A 14,655-nucleotide genomic window follows, 5' to 3' on the forward strand; every position below is an offset into this window, starting at 1 on the left:
CTATTCGGTTTTTACGCTGATGGAACCGATGTTGAGCATGGTGATCAGCTCCTCGGCCGAGGCATTGAAGCTCATGCCGCGGAACGGCGGCAGGGCGCCGGGACCTTTGGCTTCGCGGATCGCCTCGTTGAAGACCTCGGGCATGGGGCTGGAGCAGTCGTAGAGCACCGCCGCATAGCGGTTGGGGTACGAGGCCTCTTCGGCCGAGGGGAAGAACACCGTGCGCGGGGTGTCGCCCGCGGCGATGTGGATGTTCACCAGCAGCACGTTGCCGTCGGCCGTGCGGAGCGATTTGATCTGTCCGGCCACGGCGCGCAGTTCGGCGTCGTCGCAGTCGGTGGCCTCGCCGTCGGTGATGTTGAAGACCATCGGCGGGAAGCTTTCGGCATGGGCCGGGTCGGCGCACCATGCCGCGGCGATGTCGCGCACGCGGCGCAGGGCCTCGCACATCGGGGTCTGCCCGGCGGCTTCGGGTTCCACCCATGCCGGGTAGGGGATTTCGCGCAGGGAGATGCTGCCGTCGGGCAGCCGGTATTCGACGACCTCGGTCTTCATCTGCGGCTCCCCGGCGGCCAGCTCCGCCACGGAGATCAGCTCCCTGCCGCCCGGCAGCAGGGAGTAGACCTCGTCGTCGCCCGAGTAGCCGATTACGGCGATGTCGTAGTAGTCCCTCACGCCGTCGCTGCGGCGGGCGCGTTCGATTAGCTCGAACAGCATGCCGTTCGTGATGGTCGCCACGGCTTCGGCCTTGGTCATCTGCCGGTTGCGGAACCGGATTTTTTCGGCCATCGAACCCGAGCCGTCGATCGCGAGGATGATGGCGGTGCGATGGGTGCGTGTGATGCTCTGTGTATACATGTTGCGTCGTATGTTCTTCTATTTCAGGCCGCGGACCGAGTAGTAGTCTTCGCGGCGCTCCTCCTCGCTCGTGCAGTCGAGACCGTAGCTGACGGCCATGTCGAGCGAGCAGTCGCGGTCGCGGTCGGCGTCGGTCGTGCGGCGCATCGAGGCGTGGGCGTTATGCCCCGCGGAGATGGCCTCGTCGATCTCGTCGACGGTCGGCGTGTGCCCGAGCAGCGCGGCGTAAACCTGCTTGGCCCAGCTGTGGGCGTAGTCGTCGTAGTGGACGGCGAAGACCCGGAAGCGGTTGTCCACGGCGTCGGTCGTGGCCAGCTCGCCGCGGTCCACGGCCGCGAGGATCGCCTCGGTCTCGCGGCGCGTGATGTACTGCCCGCCCACGTCGAGCCACTGCCCGTCGCCGTCGTAGTGCGGATCCGACCCTCCCTTGGCGAGCATTGCGCCCAGCGCCGCCACGATGACCTTGTTGTAGAGTTTGAGCCCCCGCTGCAGGGCCGACGAGCGGATCAGGGTCTTGTTGTAGGTGAACACCGGAGCGTCGGGGTCCTGCTCCTGGAGCGAGTGGAGGATATCCACGGCCTGGAGCATCGAACCGGTGATGTAGGGGTTGTATTCGTCGAAACTGATCACGTCGCGTTTCACCGAGCGGCGGTCGCGGGCGGGCCACTTCTCGATGTCGCGCACGGCGCCGAAGCTGGTGAGGTTGGCTCCCGGCATGAGGTGCGTGCGTCCCTCCTTCTCGACCAGATAGGAGTAGGGGAAGGCCGAGGTGTCGTGGTGGTAGGAGTGGTGTCCCATGACCATCGTGAAGGCCCCTTCGAGCGCGGGCGACATGATGTAGGCGCTGCTGGCGAACTTGCAGCCGCGCAGATGCACCGACTGGTGCACGGCGCCGCTCTTGAAGAGGTGGTTGCTCTGGTTCGAGCCGCTGCCGGCGTTGAAGAACGAGAACATGCCGGCGATCAGCAGCGACGATTTGTGGTGCGAGACGGTGTAGGGGCCTGCGAAGATCGAGGCGGCCTCGCCGTTTTCGCAGTGCGAGTTGGCGAAGAACAGCGATTCTGCGGCCGTGAATCCCTTGTCCAGACGGCAGCTTTCGCCGACGAAGCAGCGTTCGACGATCGATCCGTTGTCGATGACCGACCCTTCGGCGGCGATCAGGTCGTAGGCCTTTACGTCCACGCCGACGCGTGCGCCGTCGCAGAGCGTTGCGTTTTCGAGGATCGAGGCGCCGTCGATTTCGACATCGTTGCCGATGCGGACCTCGCGGACGAAGCGCGCCCCGACGATACGGCAGTTGCTTCCCACCTCGCCGATGGCGGACGAACGTTCCCCGGCGTAGGCGTCGATCATTTTTTCGAGTGCGGCGATGGTCTGCGGGCGGTGGCGGTAAACGGCCATGATGTAGGCGACCTGTGCCGACAGGCGGTCGAATATCTTCACCGTGCGGCCGCCGCATTCGTTCATCGTGGCCACGCCGACGCCGTTGCCGAATGCCGAGCGGCGGCGGCATTCGAGGGCCGTGACGCCTTCTACGAGCGAGCCGCTTCCGATGCGGTAATTCGCCACGCGCGAACGGATGATGCGGGCTTCCGCGGCTATTTCTACATTTCCTTCCAGGTGGCTCTGCAACAGCTGAAAGGGTTTGAAATCCTCCGAAACCAGCACCTTCGACCAATCTTCGGCCGAATTGCCGAGCGCTTCGAGTGCGGCGGTTTCCGCGGAGGTTAATTTTCTGAATGGAGTCATTGATTGTGGAGTTATTTAGATGCAAATATAACAAATTGCATTTAAATTGCACGAACCCGTCCCGGGAACTCGCTTTTTCTTCCCGCAGGGGTTGCCCCGGGGGCGGCCTTGCGCGGGCCGCAGCGGCGTGCCTGCGGGGCGGATTTTGCCCGAAAGCGATTTTTGATCCCTCTCTTTTCGCGGCCCTGCCTTATTGGTATCGGGGCGTTTTCAGCGGATGGACGATCTCCTGCCGTTCGCCGTCGTGCACGACCTGCGCCTTTCCGCCGCGGAAAGGCTTCACCGCTGCGCAGCCCGGGCAGCTCAAAAGCGTGCGGCCCGCCGTGTCGATGTAATGCCACGTGCCGCCGAGCTGGACCGCGGCCAGCCCCTCGGTGAAGTCGAAGCCGCTGTCGTAGAGCGGCGCGACGACGACGCGCTCCGCCGTGCGGTAGCCCCAGCGTCCGTTTTCGACGAAGAGTTCGGGCGTTTCAGTCTCCGTTCCGCTTCGGGCGGCGGGCTTTTCCCGGACCGCCTCGGCGAGCAGCTCCGCCAGTCCGAAGAGCCGCAGGGTGGGTGCCGCGAGCAGTTGCGCGATGCGGTACTGGACGGCCATGCCGCGTCTCTCGAACAGCGCGAGCGTCTCCCGGTAGGCCGGGTCCGCGGCGATCCGCTGGGGAGCGTACAGCAATCCGTCGGTGCTTCCGTAACGGTCCCAGAGCGTCGGGTCCGCGGCCAGCGCGTGCAGCGCCGTCGAGATCAGCGCCGCGGGGTAGTCGTCGATGCGTTCGTCGAAGTCCGCCGCCGTGCGGGCCGGATGCTGGTAGGCCGCCGTGCCCAGTTCGGGGCTGATCTCCCCGGCGAAGGCGGGCAGGTACGAGGCGTCGAAGTCGATCGGGCAGAGTGTGCCGTCGTCGCCGACGATGATGTTTTCGGGTTTCAGGTCGCCGTGGGCGCGGTCGTCCGTGACCAGCGCGAGGGCCAGCCGGTCGAACAGCCGGACGAGGATTTGCAGGCACTCCCGGTCGCGGAGGGCGGCGGCCTGCGCGACGGTTTCGTGCAGGGTGGAGCCTTCGATCCAGTCGCCGACGACCGTATCGACCCAGACGCCGGTTTCGGGCGAGGTGTGGAGGTAGAGTTCTTTTTCGAGAAGCCGCTGGCCGTAGATCTCCTTCAGGTGGCGCATTGGGCGCAGGTAACAGCGCAGCGAACGGATGCGTCCGCCGAGGCGGATGCGGAAGACGGCGGCGGAATTGCCTGCGCTGAAGCAGGGGCGTCCCTGTGCGTCGCGGCACACGTCGATTTCACCCAGCGTGCGCGTCAGGCCGCGGGTGTCGAGAAGGGCCAGCAGGTATTGACGAATGGTGTACACGTTGCGGGGATCGGATTTTTAGCGTCGTTCGACTTGTCGGAGACGGCGCAAGTTACGAAAATCCGCTAAAAAACCGGACCCGAAGGTCCGGCTTTTTTGTTGAATGGTATCTGTTCGCCCGGGAGCACGGAAACGATCCGGGCGCGTTTTGGCTTGCGACAGCCTTTAAAACGAGCGTCTCGCGCCTGGAGCGCAGAGCCGGAAGCAAGCATTCCGGCTTCCCCCCCCCTGAAACAGGCGTTTTACCCCTGTTAATGGCAGTTGCAATGGCCGTCGTGGTCTCCGCAACCTTCGCCGCAACCTTCGCCGCAGTCGCCGCACGAACATCCGCCCTGCAGGTCCTCGGGCGTCACGTCGCGCACCGAAACCACCTCCACGTCGAAGTTGAGCGTCTTGCCGGCCATCGGGTGGTTGAAGTCCATCTTCACGGTCTCGTCGCCGACCTCCTTGACAATGCCCATCATGCGGTTGCCCTGGGCGTCGCTCATCGGAACCTGGCTGCCCTCGAAGAGGATGTCCTCGGCGAGTTTGCCGTCGACCATGAATATATCTTTCGGCAGATCGACGATGGCGTCGGCGATCACTTCGCCGTAGCCGTCCTTGGCCTCAAGCGTAAACGAAACCGATTCGCCGATCTCCTTGCCCAGGATAGCCTCCTCGAATTTGGGGAGCAGCATGCCCGTTCCGAAGATGAATTCGAGCGGCTGGCCCGGACGCGACTGGTCCGCGATCTGTCCGTCGACGGTGAGCTTGTAGTCCACGCCGACCATTTTGTTCTGTTCTACTTTCATACGAATTATGTGTGTTAAATGTTTTGTCGTTTTGTGCCCGACCGCTTCATTCGCCGCCTGCGGCGTCGTTTACAAGCCTGACCCTCCCCTAAATCCCCTCGCGCGCCCGGAGTTTGGCCGATTGTAACGCAGTGTTAAGCCACCAAAGGTACGCACTTCGGGGCGAGTTGCCAAATAATCGCAGGAAATAATTGTGCCGCAATCCGCAAAACGGCGGCAATTCCACATTGCCGCCGTTTTCTCCCGGGCCGCCGCCGGCTTATTCGCAGTTGCGGCAGCAGAGATTCCTATCGCCGTAACCGTTGTCGATCTTCGAGACGTAGGGGAAGAACTTCGCCTCGCCGATCCACGCGAGCGGGAACGCCGCCTGCTCGCGCGAGTAGGGGTGTTCCCACGCTCCGGCCAGTTCCCGGGCCGTGTGGGGCGCGTTCGCCACCACGTTGTCCGCCTGGCCGGCGGCCGCCTCGCATTCGCGCTTGATGCTTATCAGCGCCTCGATGAAGCGGTCCATCTCCTCCTTGGGTTCCGACTCGGTCGGTTCGACCATCAGCGTCTCGTGCACGGGGAACGAGAGCGTCGGGGCGTGGAATCCGTAGTCCATCAGGCGGTGGGCGATGTCGCCGCAGTCGATGTTGTAGTCTTTCTTGAAGGACGTGAGGTCGAGGATCATCTCGTGGCCCACGCGGCCCGTCTCGCCCGAATAATAGGTGCGGTACTCCGCGGCCAGCGCCGCCGACATGTAGTTGGCATTGACGATGGCCATTTCGGTGGCCTTGCGAAGTCCGTCGGCCCCCAGCATCTTGATATATCCGTAGGTGATCGGGAACAGCAGCGCGGAACCCCACGGGGCCGACGCGACGGCCGTGATGCCCTCGTCGCCGCCCGTGGCGACGACCGGATGCGACGGCAGGAAGGCCCGCAGGTGCTCGGCGACGCAGATCGGGCCTACGCCCGGGCCGCCGCCGCCGTGGGGCATGGCGAAGGTCTTGTGGAGGTTGAGGTGGCAGACGTCGGCCCCGATGTAGCCGGGGTTCGTCAGTCCCACCTGCGCGTTCATGTTGGCGCCGTCCATGTAGACCTGTCCTCCGGCGTCGTGGACGGCGTCCACGATCTCGCGGATACGGTTCTCGAAGACGCCGTGCGTCGAGGGGTAGGTGACCATCAGGCCGCACAGCTCCGACGAGTGCTCTTTGGCCTTGGCTTCGAGGTCCTCCACGTCGATGTTGCCCTTTTCGTCGCACGCCACCGTGACGATCTTCATACCTGCCATCGCGGCCGAGGCGGGGTTCGTGCCGTGGGCCGACGCGGGGATCAGCACCACGTTGCGGTAGCCCTGCCCGCGGCTCTGGTGGTAGGCGCGGATGACCATCAGTCCCGAGTACTCGCCCGCTGCGCCCGAATTGGGCTGCAAAGAGCAGGCTGCCAGGCCGGTGATCGTCGCCAGGTCCTGTTCCAGCCCGGCGATCAGGTCCATATAGCCCTTGGCCTGGTCGGCCGGGGCGAAGGGGTGCATGTTCTGGAAGCCGGCCAGCGACAGCGGCTGCATGAGCGCCGCGGCGTTGAGCTTCATGGTGCACGAACCTAAAGAAATCATTGAATTGGCCAGTGAGATGTCCCTCAATTCCAGCTTCTTGATGTAGCGCATCAGGGCGCTTTCCGAACGGTAGGCGTTGAATACGGGCTCCTGAAGATAGGACGATTTGCGGCGCAGGGCAGTTGGAGCGCAGCTTTCGGTGACGGCCTTTACGGTCTTGGCTTTCTTGCCTTTGGCCGCGGCGAAGATGCTTACGACGGTCTCGATCTCCGCCGGGGTGGTCACCTCGTCGAACGACATGCGCACGCGCCCCTCCGAAGGGTAGTAGAAGTTGATGCCCTGTTCGAGCGCCAGCGACTGCACAACGGCGGCTTCGGCCTCGGCCTCTAATGTGTCGAAGAACTCCGTCGAAGCCAGTTTGTAGTCCATCGCCTCCAGCGCGCGGGCCACGGTTGCGGCGGCCAGGTGGGCGGTTTCGGCGGCGCGGCGCAGGCCCTCCGGGCCGTTGTAGACGCAGTAGAAGCCCGTCATCGAGGCCATCAGCGCCGAGGCGGTGCAGATGTTCGACGTGGCACGTTCGCGCTTGATGTGCTGTTCGCGCATCTGTAAGGCCATGCGCAGCGCCTTGTTGCCCAGCCGGTCGACCGAGACGCCGATGATGCGGCCCGGCATGTTGCGCTTGAACGCCTCGCGCGTGGTCATGTAGCCCGCGGCGGGACCGCCGAAGCCCATCGGCGTGCCGAGACGCTGCGCCGAGCCGACGGCGATGTCGGCGCCCCATTCGCCCGGGGCTTTCAGCAGCGCCAGCGACAGCAGGTCGGCGGCGACCGTCACGAGCGCACCCTTGGCGTGAGCCGCGGCGGTGAAGTCCGAGTAGTCGCGCACCCGGCCGTCGGCGGCCGGGTACTGCACGATCGCGCCGAACTCACGGCCCGTGAATTCGTATTCGTCGTAGTCGTCGACGATCAGTTCGATGCCGAACGGCTCGCTGCGCGTGAGCAGCACGTCGAGCGTCTGCGGGAAGATGTTGCGGTCGACGAAGAGCTGATTCCGACCTTCCCGGACGGCATCCCGCGAACGTAATGAGAACATCATCGCCATCGCTTCGGCGGCGGCGGTGCCCTCGTCGAGCAGCGAGCAGTTGCCGATCTCCATGCCCGTGAGCGAGATCACGGCGGTCTGGAAATTGAGCAGCGCTTCGAGGCGCCCCTGCGAAATTTCGGCCTGGTAGGGCGTGTAGGAGGTGTACCAGGCGGGGTTCTCGAAGACGTTGCGCGCCACGACGGCCGGAACCGCGCAGGGGTAGTAGCCCATGCCGATGAACGAGCGGTAGGGCTGGTTGCGGTCGGCAAGGTCGCGGATGTGCGCCGCGAATTCGTATTCGCTCATCCCCCCGGCGGGCAGCGCGAGCGGTTTGCGGAGCCGGATGGATTGGGGGATCACCTGCGAGATGAGTTCATCGACGGATTTTGTGCCGATCACATCGAGCATGGCTTTCAGGTCTTTTTCGTTGCTGACGCCGATATGGCGTTCGGAAAATTGGTCGAACATGGCGGTATTTAATCTGTTTTTATAGTATTCGTATGAATATACAAAGGTAAAATAAAAGAAACGGACGCCCAAAATATTCCGGGCTAATATTGAAAACTGCTGCCGCCGATGAACTCGCGGAGAATCGACGTGGGCGGGATTTCGTCGGGCGGGATGGGGATGAAGTTGTCGAGGAACTTGAGCATCCGCCGCGCCTCGTCGTACTCCGGAACCGTGTCGGGGACCTCGCGGAGGATCTTCTCGGCGAAGGGACGCAGCACCGAAATCTCGTAGAACAGCGACGAGTTGAGCATGATGTCGGCGTTCTCCTGGTAGGGGAAGATGTGCTTCTCCTCGCCCCGGCGCACCGAGGCCCAGCGCGAGAGCGTCGAGAGGGCGTCGGCACCGCGCTGGCGGTAGTCGCGCGTCAGGCGGCGCAGCAGGCGGTTGTCCGTGGTGGCGATGCGCGAAAGGTTGTCCATCGCCACGGACGTGAAGCACGAGATGTAGATGCGGAACTTCTGCGCGTCGGGGATCGAGGGCGTGAGGCGCGGGTTCAGTCCGTGGATGCCCTCGATGATGAGGATCGAGCGTTCGTCGAGCGTCAGCGGCGCGTTGTGCCACGTGCGGCGCCCCGTGATGAAGTCGTAGCGCGGGATGTCGACGCTCTCGCCCCGGACCAGGCGCGCCAGGTGGTCGTTGAAAAGCTCCAGGTCGATGGCTTCGAGCGCCTCGTAGTCGTAGTTGCCGTCGGCGTCGCGCGGGGTCTTCTCGCGGTCGACGAAGTAGTCGTCGAGCGAGATCAGCACCGGATTCAGCCCCAGCACGCCCAGCTGGATGCCCAGCCGCTTGGCCGAGGTGGTCTTGCCGCTGCTGGAGGGGCCGGAGATCAGCACCATGCGGGCGCCGCGCGAAAGGTGGGCGTCGTAGATGGTGTCGGCCACCCAGGCGAACTTGCGTTCGTGGAACGCCTCGGCGAGCTTGATCAGGCCGCCGCCGTCGCCCGCGAGCACCTTCGAATTGACGTCGCCGACGGTGGGCACGCCCATGATCCGGACCCACGACTGGTACTCCTGGAAAATGCCGAACATCTTCTCCTGGTGGACGTTGCGGTGAAGTGTGTCGGGCGACGTGCGCAGCGGAAGGGCCAGGTAGAAACCGTTGTAGTAGGGTTCGATGTCGAACAGCGTGACATAGCCCGTCGAGGGGGCCAGCGAACCGTAGAAGTAGCCCGCCGTGTCGTCGAGCGTGTAGAGCTGGCTGTAAAGCCGCGGACGGGTGTCCAGGAGCGCGATCTTGTCGGTGAAGCCCTCCTCGGCGTAGCGGGCGCGGATCTCGGTGGTGAGCATGCGCTGGCGGGTGATGGGCAGGTTGCGTACGGAGAGTTCCCGCATGCGGCCGCGGAGCCGCGCAGCGTCGTCGGGGGTGAATTCGTCGATGCCGTCGACCTCGCAGTAGAACCCGCTCTGGCCCATCGAGTGGCGGATGTGGAGCGTCTGCCCCGGGTAGAGGTCCTTGACGGCCTTCTGAAGCAGGAACCAGGCGGTGCGCTGGTAGACGCGGATGCCGGCGAAGGAGGTGATGTCGACGAAACGGATCGTCACCGGGGCATATATTTTGTAACTCAACTCCTTGATGCGGTTGTTGACGAAGGCTGCCAGGAAGGGGTGAAGGCCGGGCGTGAGGCGTTTGGCGACCTCTTCCAGCGGGGTTCCCATCGGGACTTCCAGCTCGCCGCAGCCGTTTTCGCAGATGACTCGTATCGTATCGTTCATGGAAAAGTTTTTACAATGTTCGATTCGTAAAGATAGGAATTATTTGTACTTTTGGCAAATCTTCATCCATAAAGAAAAACAATGCCGACGAATATGAAAAGAATGTTCCGGACGGGCCTGATTCTCCTTGCGGCGGCCGCCGCGGCCTGCGCGCCCCGCGAACGGACGCTCGTGCTGCTCTCGACGAACGACATGCACGCCAAGATTCAGAATTTCCCCCGGCTGGCCGCGGCCGTCGAGGCGTGCCGCGATACGGCGCAGCTGGTGGTGCTGGTCGATGCCGGGGACCGCTGGACCGGAAACGCTTATGTGGATATGGCCCAGACGCCCGGGATGCCGATGATCGCGCTGATGAACCGGCTGGGCTACGACGTGGCGACCCTCGGAAACCACGAGTTCGACCACGGGCAGGCATTCCTGGGCCGTATGATCGACAGCATGGATTTCGAAGTGGTGTGCGCCAACGTGGTGAGCGACACCTGCACATTCCCGCAGCTGCCGCCCTATGTCGTTCTGGACGAGGACGGCATCCGCATCGGTTTCGTCGGCGTGGTGACCAACTACGAAGGCCCGGGGCATCCCGCGGGCAATGCGTCGAGTTTCGGGGGACTGGAATTTCCCGACCCGCAGGCCATGGCGATGAAGTATGCCGCCCGGCTGCGCCCGAAGGTCGACCTGCTGGTGCTCGTGTCGCACATGGGCGACGACCGCGACGAGGAACTGCTCGGAAAGGAGACGCTGTTCGACGTGGTGATCGGCGGACACACCCATGTGGAGGTCGATTCGCTGGTGAACGGCACGCTCCTGACGCAGACCGGGAAATACCTCAAGAACGTGGGCGTTACGGTGATCCGATTCCGCGGCAGGAAGATCGAAAGCATCGAATCCCGTCTCGTGCCGCTGGCCGGCTACGCGCCCGATGCGTCGTATCAGGCCGAAGTGGACCGTTACTATGCCGATCCCGAGCTGAACAAGCCTGTGGGCGCGTTCGCCGGGCCGGCCGACAAGTGGGGCCTCGCCAACTGGATGGCCGCGTCGGTGGCCGACGAAGCCGATGCCGACGTCGGGTTTTACCACATCGGCGGCGTGCGCCTCGATTCGATTCCGGCAGGCGGCGTCGGTGCGGCGAAGGTTTACGACCTGGAGCCGTTCGGGACCGAGATAGCCCGGATGCGGATGACCCCGGAAGACATGCGCCGGATGATCCTCTCGAAGTATAACGACGAGGAGAACCGCAAGGAGGCGCACCGCATCGACCTGATCTCGACGACACCCTACGTCATCGTGACCGATACTGCGGACAACGCCGTCGACGTGCGTTTCCCGAAGCTGCGCGAAGGCAAGGTGTACGAGGTTGCGGTCAGCGACTACGTCTACAAGAATTACAACGACCTGAACTACACCGACGGGAAGCTCACGGGAACGACGGTCGCAGGCGTGCTGCTCGAAGAGTTGCAGGAAGACGGCCCGCTGACTCCGGACAACAAGCCGCGGCAGGAGATCCGGCGCAAATAAACCGCTGATTTTTTGCAGATTCGCTGAAAAACACTACCTTTGTAGCCCTCGCCTGCGCGTAGTAACGCCGTAAGCGGGGGCTATAACTTTCAATATTAACCAATTAACGAGCGATTGAATCGCAAAGATTTCCACAATGGAAGAAGTAAAGAATGTAGTCGCAAACGAGAATTTCGACTGGAACGCCTTTGAAAACGACCTGGGCGTGTACGACCAGGACAAGGCCCAGATCACCGAGGCTTACGACAAGACGCTTTCGAACGTCAACGTCGGCGAAGTGGTCGAGGGAACCGTAACGGGTATCAACAAGCGTGAGGTGATCGTCAACGTCGGCTATAAGAGCGAGGGCATCATTCCCGTATCGGAGTTCCGCTACAACCCCGACCTGAAGGTAGGCGACAAGATCGAAGTCTATATCGAGGCTGCGGAGGACAAGAACGGACAGCTGGCCCTCTCGCACAAGAAAGCCCGTCAGCTCAAGTCGTGGGACCGTGTCAACGAGGCGCTGGAGAAGGACGAAATCATCAAGGGTTACATCAAGTGCCGCACGAAGGGCGGTATGATCGTCGACGTATTCGGCATCGAGGCGTTCCTGCCCGGCTCGCAGATCGACGTGAAACCCATCCGCGACTACGATGTATACGTGGACAAGACCATGGAGTTCAAGGTCGTGAAGATCAACCAGGAGTTCCGCAACGTGGTCGTGTCGCACAAAGCGCTCATCGAGGCCGAACTCGAAGCCCAGAAGCAGGTCATCATGTCCAAGCTGGAGAAGGGCCAGATCCTCGAGGGAACCGTCAAGAACATCACCTCCTACGGCGTATTCGTCGACCTGGGCGGCGTGGACGGTCTGATCCACATCACGGACCTCTCGTGGGGCCGCGTAAACCACCCCGAGGAGATCGTGGCGCTCGATCAGAAGATCAACGTCGTGATCCTCGACTTCGACGAGGCCAAGAAGCGCATCGCGCTGGGTCTGAAGCAGCTCACCCCGCATCCGTGGGAGGCGCTCGACCAGAACCTCAAGGTCGGAGACAAGGTCAAGGGCCGCGTGGTCGTTATGGCCGATTACGGCGCGTTCGTGGAGATCGCAGCCGGTGTGGAGGGTCTGATCCACGTTTCGGAAATGTCGTGGAGCCAGCACCTGCGTTCGGCGCAGGAGTTCATGAAGGTCGGCGACGAAGTCGAGGCCGTTATCCTGACCCTCGACCGCGAGGAGCGCAAGATGTCGCTCGGCATCAAGCAGCTCACGCCCGATCCCTGGGAGAATATCGAAACCAAATACCCCGTCGGCACGAAGACCACGGCCAAGGTGCGTAACTTCACGAACTTCGGCGTATTCGTCGAGATCGAGGAGGGCATCGACGGTCTGATCCACATTTCGGACCTGAGCTGGACCAAGAAGGTGAAGCACCCCGGCGAATTCACGTCGGTAGGCGCCGACATCGAGGTCGTGGTGCTGGAGATCGACAAGGAGAACCGTCGTCTCTCGCTGGGCCACAAGCAGCTGGAGGAGAATCCCTGGAACGAATTCGAGAACCAGTATTCGGTGGACAGCATCCACGAGGGTACGATCACCGAGATGACCGACAAGGGCGCTGTGGTTGCCCTGGGCGAGAACATCGAGGGCTTCTGCCCCGCGCGTCAGCTCGTGAAAGAGGACGGCACGACCCCGAAGGCGGGCGACAAGCTCAACTTCAAGATCCTGGAGTTCTCGAAAGCCACCAAGCGCATCACCCTTTCGCACCTGCGTACGTACGAGGAGGCGAAGCGTGCCGAAGTCGCTGCCGAGAAGGCCGAGAAGCGCGCTGCTGCCGACGCTACGAAGTCGACCGTGAAGAAGATCAACGCCTCGGTCGAGAAGACGACGCTCGGCGACATTGCCGGACTGGCCGCTCTGAAGAGCGCCATGGAGGCTGCCGAGGCCAAGTCGGCCAAGAAAGCCGCTGCCAAGAAAGAGGACGAGGAGTAATCCCCGCTGAAAAAAGGAAGGGGGGGGAGATAATTTCCCCCGCATCCGATAGCCGGACGCCCGCGCAGGAAACTGTGCGGGCGTTTTTTGTGCGCCGGGAAGGGCTTGGAAGCGCCGGTGTCCGGAAATGTCCGGGAATGCGGAGAACCGGAAGTGAAATGCGGGCGTGTCCGGAGCGGAAATACGGGGGGCGTATGTTTGCGGTCGGAGGGGCGGGGCGCTCGGGGATGGACTGTCTGTGAAGCGGATCGGTTGTGGGTCGGGGGCGGGGTCGGAACCGGGAGTCCGGCCGATTTGCGGTCAGTCAGCGGCGGGTCGGTCAGCGGCGGGTCGGTCAGCGGCGGTCAGCGTGGTCAGCGTGGTCAGCGTCGGTCGGTCAACGGCCGGTTTACAGGGCGGGACGACTCCGGGACGGGGACGGATCACGGTTTTTGCGTGTCCGCCGAAAAATTTACGGCGGATTCCTTGCGCCGCGCGCAATAACCCGGTATATTTACAGGTTAGTACGGTAGAAGCAAACCGATGATGCATGATGAAAAAGTTGATGTCAGGCCTGTTGTCCGCGCTGGTTCTCCTTCCGGGCGGTATGCTGTGGAGCGGTGACGTCCGTGCCGCCGAAACCTGCGCCGCGCAGTCCCCTCGCGGGGACCATCGCGCGAACCCTCACGGAGAGCGTTATGAGGAGCGTCACGAAGATCGGCGCGGGGGATATACCAAAGACAGTTGGTCGGTGTATTACCGCGGCCGGAAGGTAGAAGGAGCTTCGGCTTCGTCGTTCGCCGATCTCGGCGGAGGCTACGGCAAGGACAACTGGAAGGTGTTCTACGAAGGGCGGGAGGTGAAGGACGCTTCGGCTTCGACGTTCGAGTATGTCGGCAGAGGCTGCGCCAAAGATGCGTGGAACTCCTTTTTTCAGGGCCGGAAGCAGTCGGGGATAACCGGTTCGCCGCTGGAAACGCTCGGCGACGGATATGCCCGGGACAACTGGGCGGTTTATTACCGGGGACGCAAGATCGAAGGTGCCGCGGCTTCTTCGTTTCAGAATCTCGGGGGCGGGTACGGCAAGGACAGTTGGAAGGTATTTTACGAAGGCTGTGAGGTGAAAGGGGCTTCGGCGATGTCGTTCGTGAGCCTCGGAAGGGGGTACGGCAAAGATGCCTGGCACACCTACCTGTGCGGTGAGGAGCACTCCGGCCGTTCCCCCTCGGAGGAGGCTCTGGGCGGCGGCTATTCGAAAGATAGTTGGACGGTCTGGTACCGCGGCCGGAAGGTGGAGGGTGTTTCCGCGTCGTCGTTCACGAACCTCGGCGGCGGGTACGGCAAGGACCCGTGGAAGGTGGTGTACCGGGGCCGTGAAGTGGCGGGTGCATCGTCGTCGTCGTTTGAAGAGCTTGGGTGGGGGTATGCCAGGGACGCGTGGAAGGTTTACTACCGCGGCGAAGTGGTTCCGGGGGCCTCTCCGTCGACATTCCGGATTCCGGACCGGCGGTAACGGGTGATTTTCGTTATATATAGGGCTTTCCACTGCGGAAGGCCCTTTTTTGGGCGGCCGTGCCGTGTGGGGATTCGGGCACTGTTTT

General features: G+C 62.9%; 9 protein-coding genes. 3 read left to right on the top strand and 6 right to left on the bottom strand.

Translation table 11 applies throughout. The features are described 5' to 3' along the window. From ACGHP5_RS09035 to ACGHP5_RS09060, 6 genes are all read right to left on the bottom strand, one after another. Positions 1–858, bottom strand: coding sequence for a VWA domain-containing protein (locus ACGHP5_RS09035; RefSeq protein WP_390566308.1), 858 nt, complete (start codon positions 856–858; stop codon positions 1–3). 18 nt (positions 859–876) lie between these two features. Continuing rightward, entirely contained in the window at positions 877–2,607 is a 1,731-nt protein-coding gene (locus ACGHP5_RS09040) for a DUF4954 family protein (protein ID WP_290532754.1), read from the bottom strand. 190 nt (positions 2,608–2,797) lie between these two features. Next, complete coding sequence (locus ACGHP5_RS09045) at positions 2,798–3,958, bottom strand: WG repeat-containing protein (RefSeq protein WP_290532755.1); 1,161 nt, start codon at positions 3,956–3,958, stop codon at positions 2,798–2,800. Positions 3,959–4,209: 251 nt separating this feature from the next. Next, positions 4,210–4,749 carry a peptidylprolyl isomerase gene (locus ACGHP5_RS09050; RefSeq protein WP_290532756.1) on the bottom strand — a complete coding sequence of 180 codons (540 nt, stop codon included), beginning with the start codon at positions 4,747–4,749 and terminating at the stop codon, positions 4,210–4,212. Positions 4,750–5,008: 259 nt separating this feature from the next. Next, positions 5,009–7,834, bottom strand: coding sequence for an aminomethyl-transferring glycine dehydrogenase (gcvP, locus tag ACGHP5_RS09055; protein WP_337657712.1), 2,826 nt, complete (start codon positions 7,832–7,834; stop codon positions 5,009–5,011). Between the two features lie 83 nt (positions 7,835–7,917). Further along, entirely contained in the window at positions 7,918–9,588 is a 1,671-nt protein-coding gene (locus tag ACGHP5_RS09060) for a nucleoside kinase (protein ID WP_290532759.1), read from the bottom strand. 93 nt (positions 9,589–9,681) lie between these two features. On the opposite strand from ACGHP5_RS09060, the gene ACGHP5_RS09065 reads away from it, so the two are divergent. From ACGHP5_RS09065 to ACGHP5_RS09075, 3 genes are all read left to right on the top strand, one after another. Beyond that, a complete protein-coding gene (locus tag ACGHP5_RS09065; protein ID WP_390566311.1) occupies positions 9,682–11,103 on the top strand; it encodes a bifunctional metallophosphatase/5'-nucleotidase in 1,422 nt (473 codons plus the stop codon). 136 nt (positions 11,104–11,239) lie between these two features. Beyond that, entirely contained in the window at positions 11,240–13,075 is a 1,836-nt protein-coding gene (gene rpsA, locus ACGHP5_RS09070) for a 30S ribosomal protein S1 (RefSeq protein ID WP_290532761.1), read from the top strand. A 532-nt stretch (positions 13,076–13,607) separates the two neighbouring features. After that, positions 13,608–14,567, top strand: coding sequence for a DKNYY domain-containing protein (locus ACGHP5_RS09075; protein ID WP_390566313.1), 960 nt, complete (start codon positions 13,608–13,610; stop codon positions 14,565–14,567). The last annotated feature ends 88 nt before the right edge of the window (positions 14,568–14,655 follow it).

Origin of the sequence: Alistipes sp. i18-0019-D1, assembly GCF_042852885.1 — a bacterium.
Classification (GTDB): Bacteria; Bacteroidota; Bacteroidia; order Bacteroidales; family Rikenellaceae; genus Alistipes.